We start from the raw sequence: 18,572 nt of genomic DNA, 5'->3' as shown, positions 1-18,572 counted from the left end.
TTCGCCCTTGTACGGGCGAATGGCCATTCGCCCCTACGGAATGCTTCGCCCCTACAATGTATGCTAGATCATATCATGTTACAAGGGGAAAAATGGAAAATTATCAATTATAATATTAATGATAAAATTTTAATGCCAAGTGGTGACAGGGGCTTGGGTTTCAACGAGTAATTTGCCTTGAGAAATAACATAAAGTACCGTAGATCGATCGCGCATTGCCTGAAACCGATTTTGGGCATTTAATACAATTAAATTAGCGGGTTTACCCACGGCAATGCCATACTGATTTTCTACTTGCAAAGTTTTCGCCCCATGAGCCGTAATCATGTCATAACAAGCATCAATTTCTGCCAGTCCGGTCATCAGGCAAACATGAATCGCCATATTCGCTACATCTAGCATATTTCCGGTGCCTAAAATATACCAAGGATCTTGAATACAATCATGTCCCAAGGAGACATTTAATCCCGCTTGCCACAGTTCTTTTACCCGTGTGACACCCCGCCGTTTGGGATAGGTATCGGTGCGACCTTGTAGGGTAATATTAATTAAAGGATTAGATACAAAATTGAGGCGCGATCGCTCCAACATTCCCAATAGCTTATAGGCATACGCATTATTATAAGAACCAAACGCCGTTGTATGACTGGCGGTGACTTTTTCCCCGAAACCCGTTTTAATCGCCCAAGCATTTACCACTTCCAAAAAACGCGACTGATCATCATCAATTTCATCACAGTGAATATCGATGAGTTTCTGATATTTTTCCGCTAAGGCAAAAATCTGCTGAATCGAATTTACCCCATCTTCTCTGGTTAATTCATAATGAGGAATTCCCCCCACTACATCAGCCCCCATTGCCAGGGCTTTTTCTAATAAAATGGCGTTTTCTGGCTGACTATAAATCCCATCTTGGGGAAATGCCACTACTTGCAAAGTAATCCAATCTTTGACTGTTTCTCTAACTTCTAATAAAGCTTGCAATGCGGTTAAACTGGGTTCGGAAACATCCGCATGACTGCGGACAAATAAGACTCCTTGGGCTGCTTGTTGCTTTAAAGCAGCGATCGCCCGTTTTTTGACATCGGCTAAAGTTAAATTTTGCTTGCGTTCTCCCCAAATTTGAATGCCTTCAAACAAAGTGCCGCTTTGATTAAATCGCGGTTCTCCCGCATTTAAAGCAGAGTCTAAGTGAATATGAGACTCGACAAATGGCGGACTGATTAAATTGCCGTTTAATTGAATTTCTTGCTTGACCTGCTGGGGCAATTGGTTTTTAATGGCAGTAATGCGGCTATTTTCAATTAAAATATCCACCAGTTGACCATTGATTAATCGGCCTTGACGAAGGATTAAAGCATCTGATATCATATCTTAAGTTATTTTGGGTTGCGATAATAATGGGATAATACCAAATTTTTCAAAATTTCCCAAAAGATTAGCGATCGCCTCCAATCCACCTTGAAAGAGTGCTTTAGGATTTGTTGCCGGATTACAGGATTACAGTAGACAATTCTGGCTTTCACTATAAAAAGCCTCCCCTTTTTTAAGGGGGGTTGGGGGGAGCGATATCGGTATGAAAGCATTCTTGTCTAGGGTTTTTTAAGTCATAAATATAATAACCGCGTAGGGGCGAAGCATTCCGATATAAAATTTTGGCTTTTAATTAATAAAATTATCTGCGGTCATGGGAACGCCCCTACAAGCGATGAATTACAAATTGCCAATTCTACTAACTGGCCAATATCTTTTTGTTGCTTTACCAATAATATCCTCTTCTGGGACAAAACCCCAATAGTGACTATCGTAGGAATTATTCCGGTTATCGCCTAGGACAAAATAAGAATTTTCCGGTACGACTGCCAGCCCATAGTCGTAATTAGGGGATTCCTCAATGTAGTCTTCCTGTAAAATTTGATCGTTGATATAAACTTTTTCATCTTTGACTTCAACCTTGTCTCTGGGTAAGCCAATTACTCGGCTAATGAAAGGATCCTTAAAGTTTTCCTGCCTTAATGCTGCGGTAGGATTAAACACAATAATATCTCCCCGTTGGGGCTTTTTAAATCGATAGCTCCCTTTATTTATCAAAATGCGATCGTTGATTTCCAAGGTGGGCAGCATTGAGCCAGACGGTATATCACGAGCCTCAAAACCGGAGTTGAAAGATGACCCAGGCAATTGCAGCAATAAGACCACCAAAGTAATCCGTAAAATTAATTGGGGGGATTTGGGTCTGGTCGTCTTGGCAGACATATAAGCGTGGTAAACGCATGAACTCGGTAATACTATAGAACCGAGTAAATATCCAATTAAACCATATTTAATTGATAGGATACTCACGATGATTAGCAGGATAAAAAATAAACTTGCCCATTCCCATTCTCCCAGATAAGCATGACCTAATCCGGGAATAACTCTAGATAAAAATACCGCTAACCAGGGGTCTTTTTCACTTTTGCGGATTCTTTCAAAATCCGGGTGATTCGCTTTTATGGCGCAGCGATGAGCATCAAACAGATTGAAAATAACCAGGAGGAAAAACATGATGCCAAATTGAACTCCCGGCGGCTCTGCTAATCGGCCAGCTAATCCGAATAATATTATAAAAAATAATAAACATAAGGAGGAAATAATCAGGATTACGCCTCTGATTTTATGACCTGCATAGATTTGACCAATTCCAGGGAATAGGCTGGATAAGATGACTGCCAGCCAAGGTTCTTTGCCGGTGATAGATGATTGTTTTGTCATGGTTTTTTCTCAATAAATTCTCAGCCAATATTAACTACAGTTCATCAGCCGGTGATGGGCTTTCTATCTTCTCGTCTGATGCCCATAAATCTGCTGTCAAATCGTCGAAATTTGCTCCCGGATTACAAGGATCGCCTAAGAGGTCTAATAACCGTTGACGATGGTTGACCGCTTCAATTAAACTGGGCTGAATTTCAATGGCCACCCCATAGGATCTAATGGCGTCTTGATAGCGGTGTAATTTTTCAAAGACTTTGCCCCGTTCTACCCAAGCAGCGGTGTAATTGGGCTTAAGAGAAATGACTTTATCAAAGGCATTAATTGCCTGAGAATAAGCTCGCATTTTATCTAAGGTTTTGCCCCGTCTAAACCAGGGTTCATAATGGTTTTGCCAGATATTAATCGCTTGGTCATAAGCGGCTAAAGCATCAATATGACGCTGCATTTTGTTTAAAAATTCTCCGCGTTTTAACCACGCATCTAAGTTATCGGGCTTAATTTTAATCACCGTTTCATTGGCAATAATGGCATCATCATAAAGTTGCAACCGTTCTAACATATCCCGCCGTTTTAACCAGGCTTGATAGACTAATGGGTTGGATTCTGGGAGTAAGTTAATTACTTTATCAAAGGCGGCGATCGCATCTTTATATTGATGCAAAGATTCCAGGGCTAACCCCCGTTGATACCAAGCTTGGACTAATTTAGCATCAATTTGTAGGGCATTACTGTAAGCAATAATCGCTTCTTTATATTTGGTTAAACCATGTAATGCCATGCCCCGTCCTAACCAAGGCATTGCCCAAGTAGGATTAAATTTTGTGGCTTGATCGAAACAAGTTAAAGCATCAACATATTGACCCCCATCAGTTAATGCTAACCCGCGATTCATCCAAGCTTCGGGCCATTGGGGTTGCAATTCTAAAGCGCGATCAAAACAAGAAACTGCCGCTTTTGACCATTGATGTTTTAAAGCCATGCCTTTATAAAACCAAGCATCTGGATTGGTGGGCACGAGGTTGAGCACTCGGTCATAAGAAACCACCGCATCGGTATAACGTCCCAACTCGGCTAAACATACACCTCGGTTAAACCAAGCGGGGGCATTTTCTGGTTCTAATTCAATTACTTGGTCATAAGAAGCAATCGCGTTAGTGTGGTCTTGATATTTTTGCTGGGCAATCCCTAAATTAAACCAAGCGACGGCATTTTTCGGTTCTAATTTTAAGTGTTCTTGAAATGCCGCGATCGCCTCTCCATTTACCTCTAATTTCAGCAAAACCATCCCCAGATAATACCAAGCTGGGGCAAGTTGGGGATTATATTTCAGAGTTTGGCGATAGGCTTTTACTGCCCCTGGATATTGTTGCAATTCATCTAAACACCGGGCGCGATAATACCAGGCTTCGTGTTGCCGAGAATTGATTTCAATCCCTTGATCTAAAGACGCCAATGCTTCTTCATAACGGTGTAAGTTATACAGACAGCAACCCCGCCATGTCCAAGCCCAATTGTCTTCAGATTTAATGGCAATTACTTCATCAAAACAGGCCATTGCTTCTCGATAAGATTGCAGGGCAATTAAGGTTAGACCCCGCTTGATCCAAGCCGACCGAAATTTGGGCTTTCTTTCGATCGCCCGGTCATAGAATGCGATCGCACTTTGATATTTTTTTTGGGCATACATCTCATTACCGCGATCATAATCTGAGAAACCACCCAATAAATTGCTAATCCAATCCCAAAGAATTGTCGTGAGTTTTGGTTTTGTTGCCCGTCGCTTCGGTTTCGTCCGGGGAACCGCAGCGGTTACGGGTATCTGTGGATCCGCATCCGGCAATGGCATCGATGCAAATTCTGCCCCTGACGGCGGTTGGTCAGAAGTCGAATAAGGACTTGGGTTGGGACTTGGATACGGACTTGGATACGGACTTGGATACGGACTTGGATACGGACTTGGGTTGGGCGATCGCAAATTATCAGATTCAGTCATCTTAGATTCACTCATAGTATTAGTGAGTATTAGTGAAGCCAGCAATAAACCAGCAATAAAAACTATTGTCATCCTACTATAACTGCGAAAATCTGCGATCGCACAGAAACCGGGTTTCTCTCCTAAATCTTTGCAGTGGAGGCAAAAATTATCGCCGAAACCCGGTTTCTTGAGTCAATTTAAACAAATGCCCATAAGTATGAAGGGGAATTAATTGATAATTGGGATTTTGGTCTAAGACTTGATAAAGTTCGGCGGAAGGGCGAAAAACAAATAAATTCTGGGAATTAATCTCTTCGGTGAAAGAAGGTGAATCAAGCAGGGAAATATCTTGGTTTTGGATTAACAGAATTTTGGCCTCTGGTTTGAGTTTATAACTCAGAGAAGTTATGCGGCTGACTCGTTCTTGGGGACTTATGACTAATGGGTTTTCAATTTGATTAATAATTTGAGCCACTTCTGGGTTATAATAGCTACTATATTTATGCCACCATGTTTCCGCTTCAGCGCTAATGGTTGCGGAAATAATGCCTAACGTTATTAATGCGATAAAAATGCCTTGCCAGAGTTTTTGTTTTATATGACTAATAGAGATAAGCGGGTTATTTTTTTCCAGATTCAGGTGATAAGCTATGGCATAAGCAACGGCTAACTCAATGCCCACATAAGAGGGAATTAAATAACGGGCAATTCCCGATCGCTGTCCTCCAGAAATAATATCTGGCAACATCAATGGTAAAGCGGTGGAACCAATCAAGGTTAAAATAAATAACCAAACGGGTTTATCCGTATATCTAAAAACAAAATAAAGGGCATATCCCACTAAGATTAAAATCAGCGGCATTACATAAACCCAGGGGTTGTCAAAACTCAACACCCAATCTTGTCCCGCTTCTACGTCAAAAAGTCGCTGTTTGACGCTAATTTGTACATCAAAAAATACGGCGGTCAGGTTAATTAACCAGCGTTGCAGTAAAGTGGGCAGAGAAATATCTCGACCGACCCAGCCGCCAATTTTATTAGAATTTAAAAGATAAATTACTATCCAAGGAATCAGGGTGAGTATTCCTGCTATTAAGGCCAACAAATAGTGAATCGATTGAAAAAAATCTCGTCTGCGGTGGCAGAAAAACACATAGATGCCATGTCCGATTAAAACTAAAATTGAAATTAAATGCGAATAGAGATTTAGCGAGACTGTAACGGCATAAATTGCCCAATAAAAACCGGGTTTTTGCGATAAAAAAAAACCAGGTTTCTGCGGAAAATTATGATGAAATGCAGATATTTTGGTAAGAAACCCGGTTTCTGATATTTTGGCAAGAAACCCGGTTTCTGATACTTTTTTATTCTTCCCTGTTCCCTGTTCCCTGTTGCCTGTTGCCTGTTCCCTCTTTTCTCTTTCCTCTTTCCTCTCTCCTCTTCCCTGTTCCCTGGATATTGCTTTCAGCAAAGCAATACTAGAAAGTAAAATAGTCACGGTAAATAAACTATATTGTCTGGCTTCTTGGGCATAAATAATATGTAGGGGAGAAACGGCAACTAAACAAAGGGCGATCGCGCCTACTATTCTGGATTGAAATAACTCTAAACAAAGCCAGTACATACTAGGAAATACCAGTAAACTAATCGCAGCGGCTACCCCTCTGGTGACAGCCACAGAACTGCCAAACCACTGCATCGCTAATCGGGTAATTAAATAATAAATTGGTGTATGTTCCGCATTATGGGCTAAAGCATTAATAGTATCGCCCCAACCTCTTTCGGGATTCAGTCTTTGAAATTTATGTAATTCGTCAATGGTGATAATTTTTCCCGCTGGGGCAGTTTCGGCAAATTCTACTTTTTCATAGCCTGCCACTCTTAAGCTGGTGTGAACTTCATCAATCCAGTAAATTTTTTTGTCTATATTATAGAAGCGAAAAAATATCGCGATCGCCAAGATAACCGCCACTAAGAAATAGAACCATCTATAATAAGGATGACGTTGATTAATCACCGGAAACTCCTGATATAGTTTTCAGTAATTATACCATTAACCTTCTACTCCTCGTAGGGTGGGCAAGATTTGCCCACCCTACCTGGTGATATTACTTATCTAGGATATTAGGGGTTGTAGGGGCGAAGCATTCATGGCAGTTAATTCTCCGTTTTGACAGTTAACTTTTTACCATGAATGCTTCGCCCTTATACCTAAAAGGGCAAAGCATTCGCGCCTTTATATTAGGGTTCAAGCATCAAGATATCTGCGCGAATGCTTCGCCCCTACACCTACATGGGAATATTCTTCAAACATTCTCCACTGAGAACAACTAAACCATTAGCCTCAAAGACAGAACAACGGTCTAAATATTGCTCGATAGCCGGGTAAATTCCGGCAGATAATTGCGCGATCGCCTTTGTAGTTTCTTCATATTGATTCAGCCAAGAATTTGGGGCAAGATAACCGGGAGTAAAAGCACCCCGTTCTACTAACCAAAAATCAATATTATATTTTTCAATTAACCCTTGAACATCCGCTAAATTAGAACTATACTGAGATTGAATTAAATCTAACGTCCGTTGGCGAAATTGCTGATAATAGCCCCAATGATAGGGGACGGCATATTCTCGTCCGGTTAAAATAGACCGTTGGGCAAAAGAGGGCAAATTATTCGCTTCTTCGGATAAGGAAGCAATTAGACTATCTTTCGGTTGTTGTTGGAAAAACTGATAAATTTCCGGGTTTTCTCCCACCTGATAATAAGTCCAGGGGAAATTACTCATGGTTAACTGGGGATAAAAAATTAACCCAGTAAATAAAATCATCATTACTGGTAATAAAAATAGTCTTTTCCCGGGTTGGCTAATTGCCCAAGACCATAAGCTATCGAGAATTAAGGTGAGGGCGATCGCGGCTGATATTGCCAGAACTATTCTGAGGGTATGTTGGGTATAACGGCTGGGTAAATGTAACTTAAATAATAACAGATGCGCCGCAAAAAATAAAGTAAATGAGGCTAAAATTAATTGAGGCAATATTATTACCTTATGTTTAATTTTTTGACTCAAGGTAAAGTAGGCGTAAAATCGGATTAAGACGGGCAAAAGAAAACCAAATGCCATAAAAACTGGAGTCAAAATAGTGGCTAGTCCCATGCCACTCCGTCCATGAAACCAAAAATTCCAACTATCCTCAATAAAAAATTGACTTCTGCCTTTAAGCAAGAACTCTGGTAATATTTGCGCTTGAGAACGGGCAATGGTAGGGCCAAAATCAGAAGCAGATAGGCTATAATAAAGTAAGATAAAAAATGCTAACCCTAAGCAGATAACATGAAAGCGATCGACAAGAAACCGGGTTTCTTTTATGCTTTTAACAAATAACTCCTGATATCCACGAAAAAAACCCGGTTTCTGAGGATTTCCGAATTCGCGATCGGCAGAAAACTTAAGAAACCGGGTTTCTTTTATGCCTTTCACAAATAACTGCTGATACCCACGAAAGAAACCCGGTTTCTGGGTTGGTTTCTGAATTTGCCCGCACCTGAAAATAAAAATCACCGCCGCAATTAATACCCCTTGGGGATAAAACAAACCCAATAATAACAGCGAGATACCAGTTCCCAGTAAATGGTGACGAACCAAATAATATAACAGCGGTAAAAACAAGGGATAAATAAAAGCTTTAGGAGTGGCAGAAATCAACCCATCTTGCATCCATAAACTTTGGTTGAGTAATAAAGTAGAAAAAAAACCAGCCAAGGGAACTGGGAAAATTTCTAAACAAAGATAAAACCCATAAGCTGTGGAGATAAAACCCAAAAACATGGGCAATATTTTATGTAAAAATATCGGATAAATGCCCACCATTGCCATCAGTTGATAAAGAAAGGTGTAGCCTGCGGGGGCAACAGATTGGAAATAATCGGCAATCAAATCATGGGGGAATAATTCTGGATCCAAAAATCGCTGCATCCAAAATATATGCTGTCGGGCATCATCTTGGATAACATACTCGGAACTAAAGGCTTTTTCCCAGGCTAAAAACCCATAAACTGCCGAAATCGTTAGACTCAGAGTAAACCAAAAAATTAGCGGTGATTTTGAGGTTTGACTAATCGGGGCAGTGAAAAACTTTTTATTTTTGCTAGTTAATGTCATAAATGTTTTAATAAGACCTATGCAACTATAACGGTTAACGGCTGACTGTCAACGGTCATTGATAAAACAACCAAGATAAAACAACCAACAACCAACCAACAGGGAACAGGGAACAGGCAACAGAGGAGCTTCAGGAGCTTCAGGAGCTTCAGGAGAGAGTGAATAGTGAATAGTGAATAGTGAATAGTGAATAGTGATATTTAGTTTCACTTTTCACTTTTCACTTTTCACTTTTCACTTTCCCCGTTCCACGCCACTTGCTAGACTTGGGGAGACCCCAAGATCGCAGTGGCTCCTGATAACTGTTCCCCTTTCCCCAACCAACAAAGAATCCCTACCCAACAACCAACTAACAACAAATAACTATGACCAACTCAATTCACCAAGAACCAGCCCTTCAACCATTAGATCGGTACAATCAAGCCCTGATGTCCCAAGTCCATCCTGCTGATTGGGTTAACCCCCAACCTGCTAACTGTTACGATTTAGTCGTGATTGGGGCGGGGACTGCCGGACTGGTGGTAGCTGCGGGGGCTGCGGGGTTGGGATTGGGCTTAAAAGTTGCCCTGATTGAAAAAAGCCTCATGGGGGGAGATTGCCTGAATGTGGGCTGTGTTCCTTCTAAATCTGTGATTCGGTCGGCGCGAGTGGCGGCGGATATGCGAGATACCGCCGCTTTTGGCATTCAACCCCCCGATTCAATTAACATCGATTTTGCAGTGGTGATGCAGCGGATGCGGGAAATTCGCGCCGGAATTAGCCATCACGATTCAGCGGAACGGTTTAAAAATTTGGGGGTTGATGTATTTTTGGGCAATGCCGCGTTTGTGAATAAAGAGGCGATCGCTGTCTCAAAAACTATCTCAGACTTATCGCCACAACCGGATTCTTTTCTCCGCTTTAAAAAAGCCGTCATTGCCACAGGTGCCAGGGCCTCTCGTCCTCAAATTCCAGGATTAGCAGAAGCGGGATATTTAACCAATGAAACTGTCTTTTCCCTGACAGAATGCCCCAAACGTTTAGCCGTGATTGGGGGAGGGCCAATTGGTTGCGAATTAGCCCAAGCATTTCATCGCCTTGGTAGCCAAGTTATTTTATTTCATAAACATGGACATTTGCTCGATCGCGAAGATGAGGATGCAGCGGAAATCATCCAACAACAATTATTCCGAGAAAATCTAAATTTAATCTTAAATTGCAACTTGGAAAAAGTGGAACTCAGCGATACTGGTAAAGTGATTTATTACCGACAAAATTCTCAGGAAAATAGGGATATAATTCAAACTGTAATTGTGGATGAAATTTTAGTGGGGGCAGGAAGAACTCCGAATATTGATGGCTTAAATTTAGACGCGGTTGGGGTAGAATACGATAACCATCGCGGTGTAGTAGTCAATGACTATTTACAAACCACTAATCCTCGGATTTATGCCGCTGGAGATATTTGTATGAACTGGAAATTTACTCATGCGGCAGATGCGGCAGCGCGAATCGTAATTAAAAATACTTTATTTTCTCCTTTTGGTCTGGGACAGAGTAAACTGAGTAATCTGGTCATGCCTTGGGTGACATATACCGACCCAGAAATTGCCCATGCGGGACTTTATGAACGAGAAGCCCAAGCCAAAGGATTAGAAACAAATACCATTAAAATTCCTTTTTCAACGGTTGATCGCGCCTTAACGGACGGTGAAACTGAAGGTTTTGTTAAAATTCTCCAGAAAAAAGGTTCTGACCAGATTTTAGGTGCTACAATTGTCGCTCGTCATGCTGGAGAAATGATTAGTGAAATTACCCTCGCGATCACCACCAAACAGGGATTAAATGCTCTTTCTGGAGTGATTCATCCCTATCCCACCCAAGCAGACGCGATTAAAAAAGCCGCTGATGCTTATCGCCGAACCTTACTCACTCCCCGGACAAAATCCTTGCTTAAACTATTAAGTAAGTTTAGTTAGAAGTTTAGTTATAATTTTAGCTAGAAAATAACAACAAGTCACCAACTATGTCCTATTTAGAAACCACTGCCCAATTCTACGCCGAAGCTGCGGAAACCCCTCAAGTTGGACTCTGCTGTGTCAGCACTCCCCCCCTGCAATTACCCGGATTAAACATCCCGGAAATCATGCAACAGATGAACTATGGCTGTGGGTCAACAGTGCATCCCACCGAATTATTTGGTCAGCCAACAGTTCTTTATATCGGCGTTGGTGGGGGGATCGAAGCCCTTCAGTTTGCTTATTTTTGTCGTCAACCGGGCAGCGTCATTGCCGTAGACCCGGTGGCAGAAATGCGCCAAGCAGCCAGCCGAAATTTACAGCTTGCTGCCCAGAAAAATGATTGGTTTAATCCCGATTTTGTGAATATTCTGGCTGGAGATGCATTTGCCCTCCCTGTACCGGATGCTTCTGTGGATATAGTCGCCCAAAATTGTCTATTTAATATCTTTGAAGCCGCCGATTTACAACAAGCTTTATCGGAGGCTTACCGCGTATTAAAGCCCGGTGGAAAATTGATTATGAGTGACCCGATCGCCTCCCGCCCCATTCCCGTACATCTACAAAAAGATGAACGATTAAGAGCACTTTGTCTATCCGGAGCACTAACTTATAAAGAATATATTCAGCACTTAATCGACGTAGGTTTTGGTCAGATTGAAATTCGCGCCCGTCGTCCTTATCGGCTGCTAGATACTCACAATTACGAACTCGATAAACCGTTATTATTAGAAAGTCTTGATTCCGTCTCTTTCAAAGTACCCATTCCCGAAGATGGGGCTTGTGTATTTACGGGCAAAACTGCCATTTATGCCGGCAGTGAATCACTTTTAGATGATCGCGCCGGACATTTGTTGCAGCGAGGAATTCCCTTGGCGGTATGTGATAAAACAGCGGCAAAATTTTCCCTGCAATTTCCTCAAGATGTGATGATTACCGACTCAACCTGGCATTATCAGGGCGGTGGATGCTGTTAAAAAAACCGAGGGTAAATCCACAAATATTCCACAAAGATAATGTTAAAAAATCTAAGTTTCCAGGGTATCTCCCCAACCTCCCTTAAAAAGGGGGGCTTGCCCTCGGTTGGAGGAATATCTTTACTGATATTCCTAACCATCAGTGCGATCGCCTGGTTTTTATTCACCTCTGCGGCATTGGCTGAAAATGCGGAAAATGCTAAAAATGCAGTTATTTTATCAGAATTTAACCCCAAACAATGGCTGCTGAATGCCTTACAATGGGTGGAAAGTTTAGGACTCGTTGGCGGTCTGGCTTTTATGGCTATTTATATAATAGCGACAGTGGCATTTTTGCCCGGTTCAATCCTCACTTTAGGGGCGGGAGTAGTCTTTGGCATTCTGTTGGGTTCTGTTTATGTATTTATTGGGGCAAACCTAGGGGCGATCGCGGCTTTTCTGGTTGGCCGATATTTGGCTAGAAATTGGGTTAGTCAAAAAATTGCCGGAAATGAAAAATTTGCCGCGATCGACCAAGCGATAGCCCAAGAAGGGTTTAAAATTGTTTTGTTAACCCGTCTTTCCCCAGTTTTTCCCTTTAATTTACTCAACTATGCCTTTGGGATTACAGGCGTTTCTTTGCCAGACTACATACTTGGTTCTATTGGCATGATTCCGGGGACAATTATGTATGTGTATCTTGGTGAAATAGCCGGGGATATTGCCAAAATTGGCAGCGAAAATCAGCCCACCAATAGCACAATTCAATGGGCGATTAGAATCATTGGTTTAATCGCCACTGTTGCCGTCACCGTTTACATTACTCGCATGGCCCGTCAAGCACTAGCAGAAAAAGTCAGCCAGTAAAAATAGCCAGTAAAAATTAGGGGCGATTCGCCCCTAAACAATTGTCTCTTACAGCAATTTTCTCCGCGAGTAAACCAGAAATATCTGTAGGGGCGAAACATTCCGGCAGACAAATTATTGCGGAAAATATTGCAACGGCGAAGCATTCCGGCAGATAAATTATTGCTTAGAATATTAAATGGACTGCCGGAATGCGCGGGCTACTAAGGAATGCGAAAGCCCCTACCGGAATGCGAAAGCCCCTACCGGAATGCGAAAGCCCTACCGTGGTTCAGTAGGGGCGAAACCGTTGTAAGATTTGGGAAATTGATATCTTTAACGAGACGGAATCATGGGTTCTTGGGCAATTTTTTCTAAGCCAATATTTTCTAACAATTGATTCCATTGGTTTTCCAAGTTCCGATCATTAGGATTATTTTGCCGCAAATCCGCCAAAGTGGTTAAAGCGTCTTGCCAAATTCCCGCTGCGGCATAGATATCAACTTTTTCACTGTCTGAAGCCGTGGCTAAATTATTTGAGATATCTTCAGTTAAAGAAACTCGTTGCACCCAGCCATCGACAAAAGGATCTAGAGAAGGATTTTTCGGATCGCAGAACAAAGAAAATTGCCAGTAGTAATTTTTCCCCGGTTCTAATTTTGGTGAAGTAACTTTATCAGGAATACTCAGTTCCAGTAACCCGGACATTTCCTTAATGCTAAAGATACTTTTGTAAATCTCTCTTTCATTTTCATCATATAAAACAAAGAGAGCTTCCTGAGCTTTGGTCGCTGGCAAATAGAAAAAGAAGGTGGGATACAACGAAGTAGTTAATGTCACTTGATTTTCGGGAACCAATACCGTCAGGGATTGATTCGGCGGTAAACAAGCGCCGCGAACTCCCGCAGATTCTCGGCGACCTGGATTTTCTCCTACAGGTGGAATCACCGCTTGAAGTTCTCGACCCGAAGTCATTTCTTGGGCTTGGACTAAGGGCAAAGACAAGGCAGGATGCAAGCACAGCAAGGAGAGGAAAAAAGTTTTCAGCAAAGTGGTTTTATTCAGTTTCCAGTTCATAGTAAATCAGTAAAAAGTTTGTGAAGGTTTGTGAAGGTTTGTGAAAGTTTGTAAAAGTTTAACGAGAATTGCTCCCCGGTATAAGCGATGCGGAAATTTCAAGGAATTTAAAGGGTAATTTATAATCAGGGAGTCGGTATTACTCAGGGTAGTTTTTTAATGGGACGAGAGTCTGGGTGTAACCACCTCAAGCATCTCGTCAAATTCAGGGCGATCGAGGGAAGAGCAGATTTTATACAAAAATATATAAAAAATATAAAAAATATAAAAACTGTTTTGGCCATCTCCCCTATTTAGATTGTAACAAATTGCAATCAGATTGAGGATTTTCGGCCAATAACTTTATAAACATCAACGGTCTTGGTCTTGCCTTTGAGGGCAATTAGCCCCCAGGACTCAACTTCAAACTCTCCATAGATATAGGAGAGGGTTTGACGGGCAATCATAACCCGGCAAGGAGTGTGAGGATCTTGACGATGTTTTTCGCAGCTTTCTAAGCGAGAAGCAATGTTAACCGTATCCCCAATAATGGCATACTCTAAGCGTTCTTTGCCTCCTAAACTGCCGACGGTGACAGGACCTGTAAAAATACCGGCACGAATTTGAATTTGCGGTAAACCCCGATCGCGCCAACTTTGATTAAGTTCTTTTAAACGATCGCCCATTGCCAAGGCACAATTGACGGCATTGCGGGCATCGGCGGCAATTTCCTCTTGGGTGTTACGGGGAATGGGGACACCAAAAACCGCCATAATAGCATCGCCAATAAACTTATTAATAATGCCATGATGATTAATCACCTCCTGAGTCATCGCACTCATATACTCATTCAGCCAACTCATTAGCAATTCCGAAGAATTTTGCTCAGAAATTGTGGTGAAATCTCTAATATCCGTAAATAACACTGTCACCGTTAGGGTTTGTCCCGGTAAAAAACCGGATTGCAGTAGGCGATCGCGGGAATTCCAAAGTTCTTGAGCAATTTCTGGGGAAGTTTGCTGACCGAGAAGTTTCATCACCATATTTTGTTGCTGGCGAACATATTGGAAGCGATAAGTAATCGTGGAACCGATCGCGAGAAAAAATCCCAAAGCTGGGGCAATGAATGGTGTCCATCCGCCAATCAAAAATAGGCCAAAGCTACTACTACATAAAATGGCAAAAGCTCCCCCTAATCTTAAGGCTAAAATTAATGGCTGATTCGTCATCCCAGCGATCGCGCCACCGATAAAAATCCAAACCACCAGCCAGAAAATTTCCGCCCATTCTGGCCAATACCAAAAGGTCGAGCGATCGTCCAAAGCTGCCCCTAAAAATTGACTAATCATTTGGGCATGGAGCATCACCCCAAACATTTTGGCTTTTTCCACTTCCCCGGCACTATAGGGAGTAAAAAAGTTATCTTTGAGACTTTCAGCCGTAGGCCCAATTAACACAATTTTATTTTTGACCAAATTGGGATCAATTTGTCCCTCAACCAGTTGCTGCAAAGTCACCGTTTCTGCTATTTTGCGATCGCGATAATTGAGTAAAATTTGATAACCTCCGGCATCGAGATTTTGATATCCCCCAGAGTCGCTCTTTAATTGTTTAAGTATTTTCTGGTTTAACTGATAATCATTGGCATCAGTTAATTCGGGAAAAATCTGTTTTTGTTCTGCTAAATATTTCAGGGCGAGTTGTAAAGAAAATGAAGGTAAAATTGTCTCCCCTTGACGGGCAAACATCAAATTTCGCCGCACAGTGCCATCAGGGTCTATTAGTACATCACTAAAACCCACCTGTTCTGGGGGCAAACTCGGTGGAGGGGGGATAGTGTCATCTTCGGTACTGCCAATAAAAGTAATGCCGATTAAGTTGGGTTGTTGCAACTGTTCGGCTAATTGCTCATAATCAGCCTTTTGTTTTTCTGGGCGATCGGCAACGGGAATATCCCGAACTATATCTAAACCGATCGCCGCTGGTTCAAATGTTTGTAATTTGGCTAAAACTTCCGCCAAGATGCGATCGCTTAGAGGCCAGGAAAACTGACGAATATCTGCCTCGGTAATTCCCACAATTAATAATCGTGGGTCTGGGTCATAATTTGGACGCCAACGCACCATATGGTCGTAAACCACCAGTTCTAAGGGTTGCAATGCCCCCAATCCTCGCACCCAGAGTAACAAACCGGCCAGAATCATTCCGGCGATCACGTATCCTCCGGCGAGAGTCCCCCCGATCAAAGTGAGTTGAGAGAAAAATTTAACATTCAAAGGGAAAATCTTCATTAGGAAATGAATTGTTTTCAGAATATCTCTGAATTTAGGGAAAAACCGGGACAGGAAGCTTTAACCCCAGGGCTGGGTTTTAGGATGCAATAAAATTATCAGGTCAAACTATTCACCGCGCAGGACTCCAATTGTTTGAGGAATGGTTCTGGGAGAACTAATATAACTGGTATTATTACAAATCAGTTGAGTCGATCCGCCCCCATCGAGCATAATCACCTCACTAGCGCCAAAATATCGCAGCACTTCTGCTGCCCGATATTGTGTCGCCGTTGGAGAAGTAAAAATTAGCAAAGTTTCCGATAATCCATCATTATTATTGTCTTTAACCCCGACAAAAGTTCGACCAGTTTCGGTATTCACTCCTTTATCCGCATCCGGCTTTAAACCCCCAATAATATTTGCCGCATCGGATGAATACAATTCTCTAATATCTAAAGCGGTAATCGAGGCGCGATCGCCATAGATTAACAACATCAATTGTTCATCAGGATATTCACTTTCTCCGGCATATCCTTCCGTTAAAATAGCTCCATTCGCTTTGACGGGAAAAGCTAAACCCGTGGAAGCTTGGTCATCATTTCTAAAAAACTGACCATTCGTAATACAGATAGCGTTTTGATTCGTGCTATAAAAAGCATCCCAAGCTTGTTGCAGGGTTTCCCGTGCTAACAGGGGTTCGTTCCCACCATAAGCTCCTTTTCCCATCCCCGCATCTGTAATATATCCATAAAGCAGTTGTACCGCAGCCCCTTGACTCAGGTCAATTTCTTGGACATAATCTTTTTCATACTGATGAAGTTTGATCCCAGGCTCAGAAAATACTACGGTAAAATCATTACTGGTATCTAGGGCTTCGGTTAACTTAGCCACTTCTGCTTCATTGGTTTGGGTGGAAGCAGAGAGCATATTTTCAGATTTTCCCCAGCATCCCGGTAGCATCACTAACAGGAAGAAAAGTAAAAAAATCTGTCGTTTTTTCATGGCTGATTATCCTTGTTGAATGTTTGGGTGAATCATAAGCATATAGGTTGGTTTCAGTCACGCTGAGGTTCCTGATTGATTCAGCCACCTTTCCTTAGAAAATTTGGATCAAATCAATTTTCTATTCTATCAAAGATCGGGCGATCGCTAACGAGGGTTTTTTCATCATCGCGTCAGGGTTAAGCACTGAACCATCAAGCATCAACATTTTAATAATATTTTAGTCACCAATATTTTAGTCACCCTGGGGGGTGATTGATGTCAATATTAAAGATTCCGCAGATATTCTATGATTAATAAACGCAGATAGTTCAGTCTTTCTACATAACGTTTAATTTCGAAATAATCCGACGGACTTAAAAAATACCAATCAAAAAAATAGGGAATATCAAAAATATTTAACTTTTCTAATTGAGCGACTATTTCTGGCGGATTGGATAAGCGATCGCAGACAATCACTTGAGCGGCATATCCTTGAATATCCGTAGTAAACACCTCTATCACCCCCAATATCGTAAACTCTTGGGACTCTTCCCATAAAGCTAGTTGATGCCTTTCTGCTTGAGTTTTTGGATAATCCAAAATTATTTTTTTTTTGATGTTTATGAGATATTTTTTTATTTTATTTTCAATGTTTTTTGGATTAGTTTTAGTTAAATTGTGCCTAGGATGCATGGTAATTATTAGTTCTCTCCGTAACTGACAATTTTGCCATTTCTTTCTATAATAAACTCAATCCCCTTATGCCATCTACAGGATCCATCAGGCAGAACTTTCTTGGTTGCCCCTTTTTCCTAAATTGACTGGCTTTTCTCAAATATCTCAAATAATCACCTGTAAACCCATGTCTATCGGCATGATCCACAATGCTATTGGCTAAAGTGGGATAGGTTGCTTTATCCCATTGTTACATGAGATTTTTGATTTCAGCTATCTCGATATCTGTGTATCCTTGAAACAATATTTGTTCATAAGGATCTGTTGTTTGACCTTGGTTGATATCCTACTCCTTTGCTTCATTATCGGCGGATATTTGCATACTATTATAGAACAGCCAGGGGCTTAAACTCGTGGCTAAAAAAATCAATTCCCCAAAGGGACTACTCAATTAAGGTTCAACTCACTATCCTATCCGCTATTTTTACCGCTATTTTTACCGCTATTTTTACCGCTATTTTTACCGCTATTTCATCCTTTGCCAATCCGTTGGTGGTGCGTTACGTTCCACTTCGTTCCACTAACGCACCCTACCATTCTGCTAATCCGCTATTTTTACCGCTATTTTTACCGCTATTTTTACCGCTATTTCATCCTTTGCCAATCCGTTGGTGGTGCGTTACGTTCCACTTCGTTCCACTAACGCACCCTACCATTCGGCCAATCCGCTATTTTTACCGCTATTTTTACCGCTATTTTTACCGCTATTTTTACCGCTATTTTTACCGCTGGTGGTGCGTTACGTTCCACTTCGTTCCACTAACGCACCCTACCATTCTGCCAATCCGCTATTTTTACCGCTATTTTTACCACTGCCAATATAAGGGCGAAGCAT

Annotated in this window: 13 protein-coding genes; 4 read left to right on the top strand and 9 right to left on the bottom strand. The window is 41.7% G+C overall.

Annotated features, from left to right (window positions below; translation table 11 throughout):
- Positions 1 to 129: 129 nt before the first annotated feature.
- The 3 genes from codA to AM228_RS06970 form a co-directional block, all read right to left on the bottom strand.
- On the bottom strand, positions 130 to 1,371 hold the full coding sequence (gene codA, locus AM228_RS06980; protein WP_054465414.1) for a cytosine deaminase: 1,242 nt from the start codon (positions 1,369 to 1,371) through the stop codon (positions 130 to 132).
- 342 nt (positions 1,372 to 1,713) lie between these two features.
- Complete coding sequence (gene lepB / locus AM228_RS06975) at positions 1,714 to 2,754, bottom strand: signal peptidase I (RefSeq protein ID WP_054465413.1); 1,041 nt, start codon at positions 2,752 to 2,754, stop codon at positions 1,714 to 1,716.
- A 34-nt stretch (positions 2,755 to 2,788) separates the two neighbouring features.
- A complete protein-coding gene (locus AM228_RS06970) occupies positions 2,789 to 4,600 on the bottom strand; it encodes a tetratricopeptide repeat protein (RefSeq protein WP_054465412.1) in 1,812 nt (603 codons plus the stop codon).
- Between AM228_RS06970 and AM228_RS32015 the strand changes: the two genes are divergently transcribed.
- On the top strand, positions 4,594 to 4,752 hold the full coding sequence (locus AM228_RS32015; RefSeq protein WP_156331596.1) for a hypothetical protein: 159 nt from the start codon (positions 4,594 to 4,596) through the stop codon (positions 4,750 to 4,752). The genes AM228_RS06970 and AM228_RS32015 overlap by 7 nt on opposite strands.
- A gap of 143 nt (positions 4,753 to 4,895) precedes the next feature.
- Here AM228_RS32015 and AM228_RS06965 read toward each other — a convergent pair whose 3' ends face one another.
- Positions 4,896 to 6,746, bottom strand: coding sequence for a glycosyltransferase family 39 protein (locus AM228_RS06965; protein ID WP_054465411.1), 1,851 nt, complete (start codon positions 6,744 to 6,746; stop codon positions 4,896 to 4,898).
- A 272-nt stretch (positions 6,747 to 7,018) separates the two neighbouring features.
- Positions 7,019 to 8,890, bottom strand: coding sequence for a hypothetical protein (locus AM228_RS06960; RefSeq protein ID WP_054465410.1), 1,872 nt, complete (start codon positions 8,888 to 8,890; stop codon positions 7,019 to 7,021).
- A 365-nt stretch (positions 8,891 to 9,255) separates the two neighbouring features.
- On the opposite strand from AM228_RS06960, the gene AM228_RS06955 reads away from it, so the two are divergent.
- The 3 genes from AM228_RS06955 to AM228_RS06945 all read left to right on the top strand — a co-directional run bounded on the left by AM228_RS06955 (position 9,256) and on the right by AM228_RS06945 (position 12,710).
- Entirely contained in the window at positions 9,256 to 10,848 is a 1,593-nt protein-coding gene (locus AM228_RS06955) for a mercuric reductase (RefSeq protein WP_054465409.1), read from the top strand.
- Between the two features lie 47 nt (positions 10,849 to 10,895).
- Positions 10,896 to 11,864, top strand: coding sequence for an arsenosugar biosynthesis arsenite methyltransferase ArsM (gene arsM / locus AM228_RS06950; protein ID WP_054465408.1), 969 nt, complete (start codon positions 10,896 to 10,898; stop codon positions 11,862 to 11,864).
- A 213-nt stretch (positions 11,865 to 12,077) separates the two neighbouring features.
- On the top strand, positions 12,078 to 12,710 hold the full coding sequence (locus AM228_RS06945; RefSeq protein WP_369817687.1) for a TVP38/TMEM64 family protein: 633 nt from the start codon (positions 12,078 to 12,080) through the stop codon (positions 12,708 to 12,710).
- Positions 12,711 to 13,025: 315 nt separating this feature from the next.
- Here AM228_RS06945 and AM228_RS06940 read toward each other — a convergent pair whose 3' ends face one another.
- From AM228_RS06940 to AM228_RS06925, 4 genes are all read right to left on the bottom strand, one after another.
- On the bottom strand, positions 13,026 to 13,766 hold the full coding sequence (locus AM228_RS06940; protein WP_054465406.1) for a DUF928 domain-containing protein: 741 nt from the start codon (positions 13,764 to 13,766) through the stop codon (positions 13,026 to 13,028).
- Between the two features lie 314 nt (positions 13,767 to 14,080).
- A complete protein-coding gene (locus AM228_RS06935) occupies positions 14,081 to 16,036 on the bottom strand; it encodes a CHASE2 domain-containing protein (RefSeq protein WP_054465405.1) in 1,956 nt (651 codons plus the stop codon).
- 108 nt (positions 16,037 to 16,144) lie between these two features.
- Positions 16,145 to 17,020 (bottom strand): phosphodiester glycosidase family protein, encoded by an 876-nt coding sequence (locus tag AM228_RS06930; protein ID WP_054465404.1) that lies wholly within the window; start codon positions 17,018 to 17,020, stop codon positions 16,145 to 16,147.
- 267 nt (positions 17,021 to 17,287) lie between these two features.
- Entirely contained in the window at positions 17,288 to 17,602 is a 315-nt protein-coding gene (locus tag AM228_RS06925) for a hypothetical protein (protein WP_197285238.1), read from the bottom strand.
- Positions 17,603 to 18,572 lie beyond the last annotated feature (970 nt).

The organism is Planktothricoides sp. SR001 (genome assembly GCF_001276715.1).
GTDB classification, from domain to species: Bacteria; Cyanobacteriota; Cyanobacteriia; order Cyanobacteriales; family Laspinemataceae; genus Planktothricoides; species Planktothricoides raciborskii.
This window is presented reverse-complemented; position numbering and strand designations above follow the sequence as displayed.

Excerpts from the sequence above, each read along its gene's own strand:
- AM228_RS06960 (WP_054465410.1), bottom strand. The coding sequence starts at position 8,890 with ATGACATTAACTAGCAAAAATAAAAAGTTTTTCACTGCCCCGATTAGT.
- lepB (WP_054465413.1), bottom strand. The coding sequence starts at position 2,754 with ATGACAAAACAATCATCTATCACCGGCAAAGAACCTTGGCTGGCAGTC.
- AM228_RS06930 (WP_054465404.1), bottom strand. The coding sequence starts at position 17,020 with ATGAAAAAACGACAGATTTTTTTACTTTTCTTCCTGTTAGTGATGCTA.
- arsM (WP_054465408.1), top strand. The coding sequence starts at position 10,896 with ATGTCCTATTTAGAAACCACTGCCCAATTCTACGCCGAAGCTGCGGAA.
- AM228_RS06955 (WP_054465409.1), top strand. The coding sequence starts at position 9,256 with ATGACCAACTCAATTCACCAAGAACCAGCCCTTCAACCATTAGATCGG.
- AM228_RS32015 (WP_156331596.1), top strand. The coding sequence starts at position 4,594 with ATGGCATCGATGCAAATTCTGCCCCTGACGGCGGTTGGTCAGAAGTCG.
- codA (WP_054465414.1), bottom strand. The coding sequence starts at position 1,371 with ATGATATCAGATGCTTTAATCCTTCGTCAAGGCCGATTAATCAATGGT.
- AM228_RS06940 (WP_054465406.1), bottom strand. The coding sequence starts at position 13,766 with ATGAACTGGAAACTGAATAAAACCACTTTGCTGAAAACTTTTTTCCTC.
- AM228_RS06970 (WP_054465412.1), bottom strand. The coding sequence starts at position 4,600 with ATGCCATTGCCGGATGCGGATCCACAGATACCCGTAACCGCTGCGGTT.
- AM228_RS06935 (WP_054465405.1), bottom strand. The coding sequence starts at position 16,036 with ATGAAGATTTTCCCTTTGAATGTTAAATTTTTCTCTCAACTCACTTTG.